This window comes from Niveispirillum sp. BGYR6 (assembly GCF_027568365.1).
GTDB lineage: Bacteria > Pseudomonadota > Alphaproteobacteria > Azospirillales > Azospirillaceae > Niveispirillum.
Genome location: NZ_JANLNL010000020.1, coordinates 1 through 12,236, shown reverse-complemented (window position 1 = coordinate 12,236; position 12,236 = coordinate 1). Strand labels below are relative to the sequence as shown.

The 12,236-nt window shown below is 60.5% G+C and carries 14 protein-coding genes and 1 pseudogene; 9 read left to right on the top strand and 6 right to left on the bottom strand.

The window, feature by feature from the left end; all coding sequences use genetic code 11:
• Nucleotides 1-294 precede the first annotated feature (294 nt).
• Nucleotides 295-903, top strand: coding sequence for a DedA family protein (locus tag PCJ49_RS24060; protein ID WP_269913212.1), 609 nt, complete (start codon nt 295-297; stop codon nt 901-903).
• A gap of 54 nt (nt 904-957) precedes the next feature.
• Here the strand turns inward: PCJ49_RS24060 and PCJ49_RS24055 are convergent, their stop codons facing one another.
• From PCJ49_RS24055 to PCJ49_RS24045, 3 genes are all read right to left on the bottom strand, one after another.
• Nucleotides 958-1,167: a hypothetical protein gene (locus tag PCJ49_RS24055; protein WP_269913211.1), complete on the bottom strand. Its 210-nt coding sequence runs from the start codon at nt 1,165-1,167 to the stop codon at nt 958-960.
• A 141-nt stretch (nt 1,168-1,308) separates the two neighbouring features.
• Nucleotides 1,309-1,770, bottom strand: a complete 462-nt coding sequence (locus tag PCJ49_RS24050; RefSeq protein WP_269913210.1) for a MaoC family dehydratase — start codon at nt 1,768-1,770, stop codon at nt 1,309-1,311.
• Nucleotides 1,767-1,976, bottom strand: coding sequence for a hypothetical protein (locus PCJ49_RS24045; protein ID WP_269913209.1), 210 nt, complete (start codon nt 1,974-1,976; stop codon nt 1,767-1,769). The genes PCJ49_RS24050 and PCJ49_RS24045 overlap by 4 nt, the downstream gene beginning before the upstream one ends.
• Before the next feature lie 95 nt (nt 1,977-2,071).
• Here PCJ49_RS24045 and bfr point away from each other — a divergent pair, with 95 nt between their 5' ends.
• Entirely contained in the window at nt 2,072-2,548 is a 477-nt protein-coding gene (gene bfr / locus PCJ49_RS24040) for a bacterioferritin (RefSeq protein ID WP_089288977.1), read from the top strand.
• 78 nt (nt 2,549-2,626) lie between these two features.
• On the opposite strand, the gene PCJ49_RS24035 is transcribed toward bfr, so the two are convergent.
• Nucleotides 2,627-3,040 carry a hemerythrin domain-containing protein gene (locus PCJ49_RS24035; protein ID WP_269913208.1) on the bottom strand — a complete coding sequence of 138 codons (414 nt, stop codon included), beginning with the start codon at nt 3,038-3,040 and terminating at the stop codon, nt 2,627-2,629.
• A gap of 106 nt (nt 3,041-3,146) precedes the next feature.
• Complete coding sequence (locus PCJ49_RS24030; protein WP_269913207.1) at nt 3,147-4,145, bottom strand: NAD-dependent epimerase/dehydratase family protein; 999 nt, start codon at nt 4,143-4,145, stop codon at nt 3,147-3,149.
• Nucleotides 4,146-4,380: 235 nt separating this feature from the next.
• On the opposite strand from PCJ49_RS24030, the gene glf reads away from it, so the two are divergent.
• The 7 genes from glf (at nt 4,381) to PCJ49_RS23995 (ending at nt 11,530) form a co-directional block, all read left to right on the top strand.
• Nucleotides 4,381-5,547: a UDP-galactopyranose mutase gene (gene glf / locus PCJ49_RS24025; protein WP_269913206.1), complete on the top strand. Its 1,167-nt coding sequence runs from the start codon at nt 4,381-4,383 to the stop codon at nt 5,545-5,547.
• 36 nt (nt 5,548-5,583) lie between these two features.
• Nucleotides 5,584-6,816: a glycosyltransferase family 4 protein gene (locus PCJ49_RS24020; protein WP_269913205.1), complete on the top strand. Its 1,233-nt coding sequence runs from the start codon at nt 5,584-5,586 to the stop codon at nt 6,814-6,816.
• 16 nt (nt 6,817-6,832) lie between these two features.
• Nucleotides 6,833-8,080: an oligosaccharide flippase family protein gene (locus PCJ49_RS24015; RefSeq protein ID WP_269913204.1), complete on the top strand. Its 1,248-nt coding sequence runs from the start codon at nt 6,833-6,835 to the stop codon at nt 8,078-8,080.
• 185 nt (nt 8,081-8,265) lie between these two features.
• Nucleotides 8,266-8,634 (top strand): helix-turn-helix transcriptional regulator, encoded by a 369-nt coding sequence (locus PCJ49_RS24010; protein WP_269913203.1) that lies wholly within the window; start codon nt 8,266-8,268, stop codon nt 8,632-8,634.
• 13 nt (nt 8,635-8,647) lie between these two features.
• Nucleotides 8,648-9,031 (top strand): hypothetical protein, encoded by a 384-nt coding sequence (locus tag PCJ49_RS24005; RefSeq protein WP_269913202.1) that lies wholly within the window; start codon nt 8,648-8,650, stop codon nt 9,029-9,031.
• Nucleotides 9,028-10,155: a hypothetical protein gene (locus PCJ49_RS24000; protein WP_269913201.1), complete on the top strand. Its 1,128-nt coding sequence runs from the start codon at nt 9,028-9,030 to the stop codon at nt 10,153-10,155. Before PCJ49_RS24005 ends, PCJ49_RS24000 begins: the two co-directional genes overlap by 4 nt.
• 4 nt (nt 10,156-10,159) lie before the next feature.
• Entirely contained in the window at nt 10,160-11,530 is a 1,371-nt protein-coding gene (locus PCJ49_RS23995) for a hypothetical protein (protein WP_269913200.1), read from the top strand.
• 147 nt (nt 11,531-11,677) lie between these two features.
• On the opposite strand, the pseudogene PCJ49_RS23990 reads toward PCJ49_RS23995, so the two are convergent.
• Nucleotides 11,678-12,115: pseudogene (locus PCJ49_RS23990) on the bottom strand (transposase); the annotation flags it as partial.
• Between the last annotated feature and the right edge of the window lie 121 nt (nt 12,116-12,236).

Genomic DNA, 12,236 nt, shown 5'->3' with positions numbered 1-12,236 from the left:
ACCATAGGGGGAACATACCGGGCACAAACGGGGGTACCGCCGTGCAACCGGACTTCCCCACTGTTCTGGAACCCATGATAGCCGAAAATTCTCCTAAAGGAATAGAGCATCAAAAGGTCAGCCAATTCGGCTGCGACAATGAAGGGGTAGGCGGGCGCCCCTCCGGCCTTGCCATCACCTTGCCGGCTGCGGCGTTTACCCATGACAGGCCGGTTGGCTTGGGTTACAGCACGGGGCTCCCGCGCCGCTGAGCCAAGGCGCCGGCAATCGAAAAAACAGAATGGCAGCAGGATCATGTTCGAACAATTGTTGGGTCTGGTGGAGCAGATGGGATATTGGGGCCTGCTGGCCCTGATGTTTTTGGAAAATCTTTTTCCCCCCATCCCGTCAGAACTGATCATGCCGCTGGGCGGTTTCCTGGCGGCACAGGGCAAGATGGACCCGGTGCTGGCCGTGCTGTTCGGTACCGCCGGATCGGTTCTGGGCGCACTGCCCTGGTATTGGCTGGGCCGCGCCTTTGGGCGCGAGCGCCTGTTCCGCATGGCCGACCGATTCGGTTTCATCATGACGATGGACCCGCCCGATGTGCTGAAGGCCTTCAACTGGTTCGACCGTCACGGGCGTAAGGCCGTGCTCTATGGCCGGCTGATCCCGGCCATCCGCACGCTGATTTCCGTGCCGGCGGGGCTGGCCGCCATGTCGCTGCCGGGTTTCCTGGCGCTGACCACCCTGGGTTCCCTGGTATGGACCAGTGTGCTGACAGCTGCAGGATATCTGCTGCAAAGCCAGTATGAGCAGGTGCAGGATTATGTCGATCCGGTTTCCAAGATCGTGGTTTTCGGCGTGATCGCCATCTATCTATGGCGGCTGGGGCGGCGGCTTCTCACCGGCCGCCGCAGCTGACCACCCGGCATTTCCGGCAAATCATACATCAAGGGGCGTCGAAAGGGCGCCCCGTCAGCGCAGGCGGCGAAAACGGTTGGCGTCTGACAGGGCGAAGATCGACAGGCTCAACCGGTCCACCACATTGCCAGCAATCGCCAGTTCCACATTGGCCGCCTTGATGCCCGGGCGGGCATGGATGGCCATAATCTGCAGGCGCCGGCGCGGGGGCTGCAGCTCCTCAACCCATTCACCTGGGGCGAAATCAGTGAAGTCACGAGCCATGATGAGAGCGCACCGGAAAAGCTTGTTGTTGATCGGCTGGTAAGCCAGTTATCCCCACATTATGCCAGCTTGGCCGCTGATTGCACCAATGATTGCAGGTACGTGAAAGAAAATCATCCATGTGGATCAATTCGTATCCGGTCATAGAGCCGATTCCCGGCGGCGAATCATTCCAACGGAGATAGTGGTCATCACCACCTCGTCCTTCTGGTTCAGCACCTCTGTGCGTTGACGCACGGTGCCCATTTCCGGCCGGGAACGGGATACCCGTGTCTCCAGCACTTCCAGCCGGACCCGCAGACGGTCGCCCGGCCGTACCGGGCGCAGCCAGCGCAATTCGTCCAGGCCGGGGGAACCCAGCGATGTTTCCGGACAGAGATAGTTATCCACCATCAGGCGCATCATGATCCCGCAGGTCTGCCAGCCGCTGGCCACCAGCCCGCCAAAATGCGTCTGCCGGCCCGCCGCCTCATCCAGATGGAACGGCTGGGGATCATAATCACGGGCAAAGGCCACAATCTCCTCTGCCGTGATCAGGCGGTCACCGAATTCCAGCACCAGACCAGGGGCCAAATCCTCAAAATATCGCAGCTGACGCGTCATTCCCGTTTTTTCTCCCCTGTGTCGCCATCGGTATCGGCGTTCCAGGTAGAGTAACCCGGAATGCCGAGAACGACAATCATCAGCATTATTGAACTATAGATTCCAGCAATTCGACAATGAAACCAGTTATCAACTGCATTCAGCTTGAGTTGCAAGACGTTATCACGCGACAGATGGGAGAAGATGTGCCAGTATTGCCAAGACATGATTTCTCGACCACATCAGCGCCCTTTACCAAGGCGACAAGCCGGCCGTTGATGTGATAGCCATTCCCACCACCACCATCCGCATGAAGGTTCCCATGAAGGGCGATCCCACCGTCATCCGTCATCTCAACACGATCCTCACGAATGAGTTGACGGCCATCAACCAGTATTTCCTGCACGCGCGCATCATCAAGAACTGGGGTTTCCTGCGGCTGGCCAAGAAGGTCTATGAGGAATCCATCGGGGAGATGAAGCACGCTGATCAGCTGATCGAGCGGATTCTGTTCCTGGAGGGGCTGCCCAACCTGCAGGATCTGCACAAGCTGATGATCGGCGAGGAAGTGCCGGAATGCTTCCAGGGCGATCTGGCGATTGAAACCCGCAACCGCACCGAACTGATTGAAGCGATGCAATATTGCGAGGGCATCCGCGATTACCAGTCCAAGGAAATCTTCCGCCGCATTCTGGAGGATACCGAGGAACATATTGACTGGCTGGAAACCCAGCTGGGCCTGATTGATCGGGTCGGCATCCAGAATTACCTGCAGGAACAGATGGGCGCGGAATCGTAATTCCCCCTGCTGGTCGCAGCCACGGGCGATCCCGCCGGGGTCGCCCGTTTTGCTGTCTTGTATTGATCCGCCGCCGGATCAGGCCGCCTCACCGGCGGCCATCTCCTCATAGCGGGCATAGAGGATCGCCTCCTCCTTATGCAGGCGGGATTGCAGCTGGGCGCTGATCCGGCCGAAATCGATGGCGAAGGCCATCCCCTCGCCCCCATCCTTATATTTGTCAAAGAAGGCGAGGATGGCTGCACCCAGCTGGTGCATCTCCTCGGCAAACCGATCTGCCGTCGCGGCCCGCAATGGGTCGCGACGGGCCAGACGACGATAATCGGGATAGAAGGCTTCATCCTCCCGCTGGATATGGCGGATGAACCGATCCCGCGCCGTCAGAAGCGTTTGCCGCCCGGCTTGGGTGCCGATTCCCTGGCGGCGCACCTCCTCCAGAATATGTTTCAGTTCAAGATGATCGTGCTTCAGCTCGGGAACAATCCTGGCCATGGCTGCCTCTCCATAACATGCATTTAATATGCATATTATCCCTCCCCCTTTGCTGCGACGATGCGGCACCCGGTCGCATCATCCGGAAGGCAGCAAAGGCGCTGGGTCAATCAAGCTGGTAGAAGGCCCGATACCAGGTGATGAAGCGTTCAACCCCTTCGGCCATGCTGGTCCGGGGCAGATAAGCCAGATCGGCCGTGCTGGCGGCAATATCGGCATAGGTTGCGGGAACATCGCCGGGCTGCATGGGCTCCATGATCATTTCAGCCTTACGGCCCAGGGCTGCCTCTATGGCGGCAATAAAGTCCAGCAGCCGTTCGGGGCGGTTATTTCCCAGATTATACAGGCGATGGGGGACCAGATCGCCGCCCGGCTGCTCCGGCGCCGGCCGGGCCGGACGGTCCAGCGCGGCCAGCACGCCGGCGACAATGTCATCAATATAGGTGAAGTCGCGCCACATCTGTCCGTGGTTGAAGACACGGATCGGCCGCCCCGCTGCCACAGCACTGGCAAACAGAAACGGCGCCATATCCGGCCGACCCCAGGGACCGTAAACGGTAAAGAACCGCAAGCCCGTGGCCGGCAAACCATAAAGATGGCTGTAGGTCCGGGTCATCAACTCATCAGCCCGCTTGGTGGCCGCATAAAGCGAGACCGGCCGATCCACCGCGTCCCCCACCGCAAAGGGCTGCTTTTCGTTACCACCATAGACGGAGGACGAACTGGCATAGACGAAATGCCGCAGCGCCGCCAATTGGCGCGCCCCTTCCAGCATCACCACCTGTCCCATCAGGTTGGACTGGACATAGGCATAAGGGTTTTCCAGCGAATAACGGACGCCGGCCTGCGCCGCCAGATGGACGATCCCGGTAATGTCCGGATGGCGGGCGAAAAATTCCTCCATGCCCGTGCGGTCGGCAATGTCCAGCCGCGTCAGGCTGAACCCAGGATGCCCCGTCAGCCGTGCCACCCGCGCCTCTTTCAGCCGGACATCATAATAATCATTGAAGTTATCGAGCCCGACCACCCGGTCGCCCCGCGCCAGCAGCGTATGCGCCACATGCATACCGATGAAGCCGGCCGCACCGGTGACAAGAATGGTCATGACAAACCCTCAGCACAATCTCTTGCGAAGTAGAATATATAAGCCGGAAGGAGAGGATCGGATAAGCCTGCTGCACTGCCAAATTACAATTTTACAGCTCTTGGCGAAAATGGCTACAAACCAGCCTGCCCCGCCAGGAATGCAGCCAACCCAGCCTTGCAATCCACCGCGGACAAACGGTAACAGTAACGTCGCCTGCCGCCGCCGTGTGGTTAGAGTTCTCCGAGGGATGAAGATGAATTTCGACGGTTTTGACCTGATTGTGGTGGGCAGCGGCTTTTTCGGCGCCACCATCGCCGAACGCGCCGCCCGCGAGCTGGGCCTGACCGTCGCGGTGCTGGATAAGCGCAGCCATTTCGGCGGCAACTCCTATTCGGAGATCAATGCCGAGACCGGCATTGAGGTGCATCCCTATGGCACCCACATCTTCCACACCAATTCCGAAGAGGTGTGGACCTATATCAACCGCTTCACGCAGTTTTCCGATTACCGGCACCGCGTGTTCACGGTACATGATGGCCGGGTGTTCGGTATGCCGATCAACCTGGGCACCATCTGTTCCTTCTTCGGCCGGCATTTCACCCCCGATGAGGCCCGCGCCCTGGTGGCCCGCGAAATGGCGGCCGAAGGGATCGGCGAGCCTGCCAATCTGGAAGAAAAGGCGGTCAAGTCAATCGGCCGGTCCCTTTATGACGCCTTCATCCGTGGCTACACGATGAAGCAGTGGCAGACCGATCCGCGCCAGTTGCCCGCCTCCATCATCGGCCGGTTGCCGGTGCGCTTCACCTTTGATGACCGTTATTTCTCTGATCGGTTTGAAGGGATGCCGCTGGGCGGCTATGGCGCGATCTTCCGCAATATGCTGAACCAGCCGAAGATCCAGATGTTCCTGGGTGTCGATTTCTTCGATATCCGCGACCAGATCCCGGCCGGCAAGCCCATCATCTATACCGGTGCCATCGACCGTTACTATGATTACCAGTTCGGGGAACTGGGCTGGCGCACGGTCGATCTGGAATGGGAAGTGGCACAGACGCCCGATTTCCAGGGGACGTCGGTGATGAATTATGCCGATGCGACCGTGCCCTTCACCCGTATCCATGAATTCCGGCACCTGCATCCAGAACGCCCGTTCGATGGCGACAAGACCATCATCGCGCGGGAATTCTCCCGCTTTGCCGGCAAGGGCGATGAACCCTATTACCCGATTGCCACACCGGGCGACCGTGACCTGTATGAGCGTTATGTCGCCTTGACCGAGCGGGAGCCGAATGTAATTTTCGGTGGTCGCTTGGGCACCTACCGCTATCTTGACATGCATCAGGCCATCGGTGCGGCGCTTAAGTGTTTCGATAGCCAGGTGGTGCCGCTGGTGACGGCTGGCAAACCGCTGCGCGTCTGACCCCCGGTTTCTCTCGTTTTTCAGGCAAGGCGCCAAATGGCTGCAAATTCGCTGCGTGTGAACATCGTCGTCCCTCCCCTGCATCGGGAGAAGTTCACCGGCGGCATCCTCTGTATCCTGGAACATGCCCACCAGCTGCATAAGCGTGGGCATCAGGTGACGATCATCCCCACGCGCCCCTGTGACGCGCCGGCCTGGTTCAAGAAGGAATTCGGCACCCTGCTGCATTGGGCGCCGCAATCCGCCGGCGGCGCCCTGGGCCGGCTGGCCGGCACCCTGGCCCGCTGGTTGCCCCGGCGGGATGAGGCCGGCAAGGCCGATATCCGGCGCGATTTCATGGCGTTGGTGCGCAACCTGCCCCAGCTTTGGACGCCGGAGATTGAGCAGGCCGTGCAGCATCATGAGCTGCGCCGCATGATTCCGCCCGCCGATATCACCATCGCCACGCAGTACAGCACAGCCCTGCCCGTCTATCTGTTCGGGACCGGCAAGCTGGGCTATTTCATGCAGCATTACGAAGTCATCTTCGCCAACGACACACCCGATCCGGAACAGACCCACAAGGTCGCCGCCCTGTCCTATCGGCTGGGGTTGGAGATGATGGCCAATTCCCCCTGGCTTTATGATCAGGTGGACAAGGCGGTTCCAGGCGCCTCGCTGCGCCTGTCGCCCAGCGCGCTGGACCATAACATCTTCAACGGCGCGCCCAAGCCGCTGGCCGGTCCGGATGACCGGAAGGTGACGCTGATCTCCTATGGTGGGCGCAATGTCGCCTGGAAGGGCTTCAAGGAGATGGCAGAGGCAACCGCCATGGTTCGCCGCCGCCTGCCCCATTATCAAATCGACTGGCATGTCTATGGCGGGGCCGCCCTGCCGCCGGACAATCCGATCGCCCCTTACAAGGATTTGGGCTTCCTGCAGCCGTTGGCGCTGGCAGAGGCGTATCGTCAGGCCGACATCCTGCTGTCTGCCTCCTGGTATGAGAGCTTCCCGCTGTTCCCGGCGGAGGCCATGGCCTGCGGGCTGGCCGCCGTGACCACCCAGCCGGGGACCGAACAATATGCCATCCCCGGCCAGACGGCCGAGGTGGTTGAGCCGCAATCGCCGGAATCGGTGGCGGCCGGTCTGGAACGGCTGATCGCCGATCATGCCCATCGCCGGCGCATCGCCCAGGCGGGTTGGGAAATGGCCCGCAGCCTGACCTGGGAGGCGGCCGGCGATACGATGGAAGCCAATATCCGGTCGATCATCGCGGGAAGCCCCTCCTGAAAGGAGGGTGCGCGCCATGATCGACCGTAAGATTCTGCATAATATCTCCTATCTCGGCCTCACCAACGTCGCCAACCTGATCATCCCGCTGGTGGTGCTTCCCTTCATCACCCGGGTTCTGGGACCGACACAGTTCGGGCAATATGCCTGGGCGGTGTCGGCGGGGACGCTGCTGGGCCTGGTCTGCGATTTCGGCTTCAACTGGAGTGCGGCGCGTGAAGTGGCCATCCATAAGGAGGATCGCCAGCGCACGGCCGCCATTGTTGCCGAAGCCTATGCGGTCAGGGCGCTGCTGTTCACCCTGACCAGCCTGCTGATCTTCGCCATCTGGTCGCAATTGCCGCATGGCGATGGTGTCGGGGTGGTGCTGTCCTTTGTACCCCTGATCGCCTTCTGCAACCTGCTGACCCCGCCCTGGCTGTTTCAGGGTCTGGAGCAGTTCCGCATCGTCGTGTTTTCGTCCATGTTCGGGCGGCTAGCCGGGGTGATCGGCATCTTCGCCCTGGTCCGCGGGCCCGAAGATGCGGGGCTGGCCATCGCGCTGACGGCCGCCGGCGCCCTGTTGCCGGGGATGGTCACTTTCCGCTTTCTGGCACAGCATTATGGTGATGTGCTGCGCCTGCCGACACGGACGGAAGTCGGCGCCCGGCTGCGATCAGCCTGGCGCATTTTTGCCGCCGATCTGGTCATTCAAGTCTATACCATGGCGCAGACCTTTCTGGTGGGGCTGCTGGGCGGGCCGGTGGCGGCTGCGCAATATAATATCGGCGACCGCTGCCTGAATGCCGGCAAGGGCTTCCTTGCCGCCATCACCCAGGCCGCCATGCCCCGCGTGGCCAACCTTGCCGTCACGGACCCGGCGGCGGGAATGCGGCTGATTCGCAAGGTGATGCTGATGGTGGGGGGAGTCGGTCTCGCTGGTGGTCTGGTCATGGCCTTTGGCGCCGACCTGCTGGTGATGACCGTCTTCGGGCCGGATTTCATGGAATCCGCCCGGGTGCTGCGTATCCTGTCGCCCGTCCCGGTACTGGTCGGCATCGGCTCCTGCTTTTCCTCACTTTACATGTTCAATTACGGGGAGAACCGGTTGTGGGCCCTGATGCTGAAAATGGCGGCAGCCATTAATTTTGGCACCATGCTGGGGCTGCATCTTCTGGGCGTTGATATGCATATAGCAGCCCCCATAGCGGTGGTTGCAGCCGAATCATTCGTCTTCCTGCTTGCCGGGTATCGGTTTGTCCGCGCGGTGCGCCGGGGCCATTAGGCAATCATGGCAAAAACAAGGCAGAAAGCGGCGCTCTTGCCCTATCCTTAGGCGGTAAACTGTTGCATCCGCGCCGATTGTCGGAAGTTTTTTGGCCTGCATACCGGGGCTGGCCATAAGTGAAGTGGTATTCTGTTATAAAGTCGCTTATGTTGGGGATCAGGAATTGATCTCAAGGAAGCCGCATGTACACCCACCCCCAGCATGGTGGCGGTGAAGAGGTCAAGGAGCTGCGCCGTCGCGCAGGTGCTTGGCTGAAGAACCGTCGCACGGAAGTCGGGCTGACACAGCGGGCTCTGGCCGAAGCTGTTGGCCTTGAATATTACACCATGGTCTCGATGATTGAGGCGGGTCGCGGGCGTATCCCGCCCGACAGCTATCTGGCGTGGGCCAGCGCGCTGCAGATGGCACCGGCTGAATTTGTTCGTACCCTGATGCAGTTCTATGATCCGATCACCCACGCCATCCTGTTCGGGGAACCGGGGGATATTGGTGCGGGCATGGCCGACAGCGGGGCTGCATCCGGCAAAGCAACTAAGTTCCGGGTCGTTTAAGGGAAGGCCGGCGATGGGCGAGATCATCCCCTTGCGTTCCGATCCGCCGGAGGCGCCGCGCAATGATGTGCAGGAGCTGTCCCAGCGTGACCGGATCAGCATGGCGCGCGAAAGGCGCGCGGCATGGGGGCGTGTGATCCGCCAGCAGCGTCTGGCCACCGGCCTGACCACCCGCACGCTGGCCAGCCGTATCGGCCTGCCCAGCCCGGGCATTATCAGTGCCGTGGAGGCCGGACGCGGACGGTTGCCGGAAGGCTCTCTGTCCGTTTGGGCGGAAGCATTGGGGATGGAACCGGCCTCCTTCGCTGCCGGCTATTTGATTGCCTTTGAGCCAGACGCCGCAGCCCTGCTGCTGGCCGACAAGCAAGGCGATGTGTCGGAAGGGGAGGCGTCATGAGCGTCTCGGCCGAAATCTTCAGTTTTCCCGGGCGTAATGGCGGGGGTAATGGCGGAGCCTGGGGTAACCAGGATCTGGCCGATATCTATCGCTGCATCGACCAGTTCGCCCGCCATGGCATCGTGCTGGAGGCGGCATCGGGCCTGACAGATGAAGGGGATCCGTGGTTCGCGCTGGAGGATGTTGCCAGCGGCGAGACCCTGGTTCACATCGCCAGGATCGACGGGTTCTTTATTGTACATATCATGGACGGGGAAACCTGGCAGGGGGATACCCTGCGGGCCGCCCTGGCCAACCTGGATTTGAACGCACTGGTTCTTGTTGACCCCCATCCGCTGGCCGATCACGGCCAGGATGGTACGGATAACAAGACAGACCCCGACGGGTCACATGCGTTCCTGCGGATCGTCAGCGCCGTCATTGCGGTGCTGACGGCGGATGTGATCGCCAGCACGGTGGCGCATGACGCGATGGCGTCGCCCCTGCCGGACGTCAGCGAAACTGCTGCTGGCGATCACGCTTCGAATGATATCAGTCATACGTTTGCATTGCCAGAAATCCATGAGGCGGAGCAGCCGGCCCCCCATCGCCATCCGGCCGAAGCAACGGCAGACACGGCAGCGTCAACGGCCACTGCGGTTTCCGCCCTCCCCCACGGAAATGAGAAGGCGGAAACCGCAACTCTGGTGGAGGAGCCCGCGGCCGCGCCGCATCAGACACCGCCACAGATCGATTTCAGCCAGATCCTGGCATTGGCCGAATCAGCAGCCCCGCTTAAGACCGACGCTGCAGGACCGCAGCGATTGATCGCGGTCACCACCAACGAACCAGCCACGCCACAGCAGGCGGAAATGCTGCATGTGGTGAACAGTAACAAGGTGGTGCTGGCTGCCACGGAAAAGGATGACCTGTTCGTCATCGTGCTGGCACCGCAAGAGGAAAAGTTGCAGGTCGTGGCAGATGGTTTTCAGAGCCATCATGACAGTCTGGTGGTGGAGAAGTCGGCACCAGGCAGCACCTCCAGCAGCATCATTGTCGATTTGTCACAGCTTCCGGCGCAGACGGGGGGACTGACGATGATCGGCCAGACATCGGCCAGCGACGCACCGCTTTCAGGGGGTTGAGGAAATGTCTTTCGCCGCACAGACACTTCTGATGGCCGGCAGCAACGTCATGTCACTTGACGAGCTGAATCTTTACCACGCGATCAATGACCAGCGGGTAGCCCAGGGCCTTTCCGCTTTGCGGCCGGTCGTTGACCTGACAATCCTGGCCGGGCAGCACGCCGCTGATTTCAACAGCAATATCGGTTATGCCGCTTGGTCGGCCGCCACATCGGTGACGGCCCGCCCCATCCCCACCCTGCATCATTGGAGTGATGGCAGTTCCTTCCTCAATGGGGTGTTGAGCGTTGCCAGCGGGCTCCACCTCACCCTCCCCGCCGGTCTGGCGGAGAATGCAGAAGGTATGCTGGCCGGCCAGACCAACGCCAACCTGCTGCAAACCTGGTTGGCAAACCCGGGAACCAGCGCCAATTTGCTGTTGCCGAGCTGGGACACGGTGGGGATCGGCATTTCCGGCGACATGACCTATGTCGTTTTCGGGAATTATGACGATGCCATCCAGACCAACACACCGGTGATCCAGGGGAGCGACAAGGCGGACATCATCCGCACCACCGCATGGGCGGAGGTTGTACTGGGAGGGGCCGGCAATGACATTTTCATCGGCGCCTCCCATGGGGATCGCCTGGATGGCGGTGCCGGTGCCGACAGGCTTGTTCTGGATGGCCCCGCCAGTGCGTATCAGATCAAGTCGGTAGAGGAAAATGGTGAGCGCTGGGCCCTGGTCACCAGCAAGAACGGCATGGAAATCCGCATCCGCGATGTTGAATATGTCGCGTTCAATGACCGTGTGGTGGATAACAGCAGCTGGGGTGAGCGGGTCAGCGCCATCCATTTCGACGCCGACTATTACCTTTCCAGCAATCCCGACGTCGCAGCGGTACTGAGAGCCACCTATCCCGGTGCCAGCAAAGAGGTGATTGCGGCGGCGGCTGCCGATCATTACTGGTCCTACGGGCAAAAGGAGGGGCGTAACCCTGCTGCCTTCTTCGATACCGGTTACTACCTTTCCCATAATGCGGACGTCGCCGCAGCGGTGAAAGCTGGCACCTTCACCGCTTTCTCGCATTATATGCTGATGGGCCAGTTCGAAAATCGCAGCCCGAATGCCAAATTCGACGCAGCCGATTATCTGGCCCTGAACCCCGACATCGCTGCCGCCATTAACCGGGGGACGGTCAGTTCCGCCATTGACCATTATGTGCTGTATGGCCGCAGCGAAGGGCGTGTGGCCTATTTCGATGAAAAATACTACCTCGCCACCTATCCGGACGTCGCCCTTGCTGTCAATGCGGGCAGCTTCGCCAGCGGCCTGACCCATTATATGCTTTATGGCGCCGCTGAAGGGCGCCACGGCTTCGCTGATTTGATCTGATCTGATAGGATCAGCTTCAAGCCAGAGGATACCCTGGAAGGGTTTGTTGGCCAGCCAATAAAAGAGAAAGCCCTGCGGATCACCGCAGGGCTTTCAGACTGCTGACAAACCCCGTCGAAATTCGGCGGGGTTTTGTTTTTGGTGATTTCAGGCGGCGATTGGTGTTTTGGGTGAGCCGATGAGGATGGCGGCGCGAATGAGGCGGCAGATTGCGCGAATGAGGCGTGCAGGGCCTGGATAATTGCCGTCAGGAGCCCGTCTGCGGGCCAGGATGGTGGCGATTTTCTTGATGTTCTGGGCGGCGGCGGCCAGCAGGCACTGCTCGGTGACCTTGGCGAGGCCGCGCATCCGGGCATAACGGTGGCCATGCAACTGCTTGGCATCGGCAAAGCTGCGCTCGACCGTCTCCTTGCGCCTTGCATAGAGGCGCTTGCCCCAGGCGGTCAGACGGTTTTCCAGGATATGGTCCTTGGCGTCCTGCCAGACATGGCGGGTGACCAGCTTGGTCTGATTGGCGCTGGTGGTGCAGGAGGCCAGCAGCGGGCAGGTCCGGCATTGGGCCGGATTGCTCTTATATTCGCGATAGAGCATCGCGCGTGAAAGCGGAATCGAAGGATTCCCTTTAAGGTCTGGATGTGATTCATCTTTGTCGGAGGTGGATCATGGGCAAGGCGTATTCAGAAGATCTTCGGGAACGCGTTGAAGC

Coding starts and splice junctions, on each gene's coding strand:
- PCJ49_RS23995 (WP_269913200.1), top strand. CDS start 10,160: ATGTCTTTCGCCGCACAGACACTTCTGATGGCCGGCAGCAACGTCATG.
- PCJ49_RS24060 (WP_269913212.1), top strand. CDS start 295: ATGTTCGAACAATTGTTGGGTCTGGTGGAGCAGATGGGATATTGGGGC.
- PCJ49_RS24020 (WP_269913205.1), top strand. CDS start 5,584: ATGGCTGCAAATTCGCTGCGTGTGAACATCGTCGTCCCTCCCCTGCAT.
- bfr (WP_089288977.1), top strand. CDS start 2,072: ATGAAGGGCGATCCCACCGTCATCCGTCATCTCAACACGATCCTCACG.
- PCJ49_RS24055 (WP_269913211.1), bottom strand. CDS start 1,167: ATGGCTCGTGACTTCACTGATTTCGCCCCAGGTGAATGGGTTGAGGAG.
- PCJ49_RS24050 (WP_269913210.1), bottom strand. CDS start 1,770: ATGACGCGTCAGCTGCGATATTTTGAGGATTTGGCCCCTGGTCTGGTG.
- PCJ49_RS24035 (WP_269913208.1), bottom strand. CDS start 3,040: ATGGCCAGGATTGTTCCCGAGCTGAAGCACGATCATCTTGAACTGAAA.
- PCJ49_RS24000 (WP_269913201.1), top strand. CDS start 9,028: ATGAGCGTCTCGGCCGAAATCTTCAGTTTTCCCGGGCGTAATGGCGGG.
- PCJ49_RS24045 (WP_269913209.1), bottom strand. CDS start 1,976: ATGTCTTGGCAATACTGGCACATCTTCTCCCATCTGTCGCGTGATAAC.
- PCJ49_RS24015 (WP_269913204.1), top strand. CDS start 6,833: ATGATCGACCGTAAGATTCTGCATAATATCTCCTATCTCGGCCTCACC.
- glf (WP_269913206.1), top strand. CDS start 4,381: ATGAATTTCGACGGTTTTGACCTGATTGTGGTGGGCAGCGGCTTTTTC.
- PCJ49_RS24005 (WP_269913202.1), top strand. CDS start 8,648: ATGGGCGAGATCATCCCCTTGCGTTCCGATCCGCCGGAGGCGCCGCGC.
- PCJ49_RS24010 (WP_269913203.1), top strand. CDS start 8,266: ATGTACACCCACCCCCAGCATGGTGGCGGTGAAGAGGTCAAGGAGCTG.
- PCJ49_RS24030 (WP_269913207.1), bottom strand. CDS start 4,145: ATGACCATTCTTGTCACCGGTGCGGCCGGCTTCATCGGTATGCATGTG.